General features: G+C 62.1%; 1 protein-coding gene. It reads right to left on the reverse strand.

Annotated elements, in window-relative coordinates; all coding sequences use genetic code 11:
• Positions 1 to 959 (reverse strand): glycine C-acetyltransferase (locus AC0L15_RS33195; protein WP_473498414.1); only part of this gene is annotated, 959 nt, incomplete at both ends.

The raw sequence follows: 959 nt of genomic DNA on the forward strand, positions 1-959 counted from the left end.
ATGCGCGCCTGGCCCTTCGGCACCACCGGAAACGAGAAGCCGATGACATAGATGCCGCGCTGCAGCATGCGCGCCGCCATCTCCTGCGCCAGCGTCGCATCGCCGAGCATGACCGGAATGATCGGGTGGTCGGCTCCGGCCAGCGTAAAGCCGAGCTTACCCATTCCAGACCGGAACCGCGCCGCATTGGCAGAGAGGCGCTGGCGCAGCGCATCGCCATTTTGGATCAGTTCGAAAACTCGGATCGAGGCGCCGGCGATCGCCGGCATCAGCGTGTTGGAAAACAGATAGGGACGCGAGCGCTGGCGCAGCCAGTCGACCACCTGGCTCTTGCCCGATGTGTAGCCACCCGAGGCACCCCCCAGTGCCTTGCCGAGCGTGCCGGTGAGAATATGGACCCGGCCCTCGACGCCGCAATATTCCGGCGTGCCGCGGCCGTGCTCGCCGACGAAACCGACGGCGTGGCTGTCATCGACCATCACCATGGCATTGTGCTTTTCCGCGAGGTCGCAGACGCCCTGGAGATTGGCGATGATGCCGTCCATGGAAAAAACGCCGTCGGTGGCGATCAGTTTGAAGCGGCTGCCTTCGGCCTTCTTCAATTCCTCCTCGAGCGCCGCCATGTCGTTGTTGGCATAGCGAAAGCGTTTTGCTTTGGAGAGCCTGACGCCGTCGATGATCGAGGCGTGGTTCAGCGCGTCGGAAATGACCGCGTCCTCCTCGGAAAGCAGCGTCTCGAACAGACCGCCATTGGCGTCGAAGCAGGAACCGTAGAGGATTGTGTCCTCCATACCGAGGAAGCTCGATATCTTTGCCTCGAGCTGCTTGTGCTCCTCCTGTGTGCCGCAGATGAAACGCACCGACGCCATGCCGTAGCCGTATCGGTCGAGTGCCTGCTTGGCCGCATCGCGCAAGTCGGCGCTATCTGCGAGGCCAAGATAATTGTTGGCGCAGAAATT

It is taken from the genome of Mesorhizobium sp. WSM4846 (assembly GCF_055811415.1).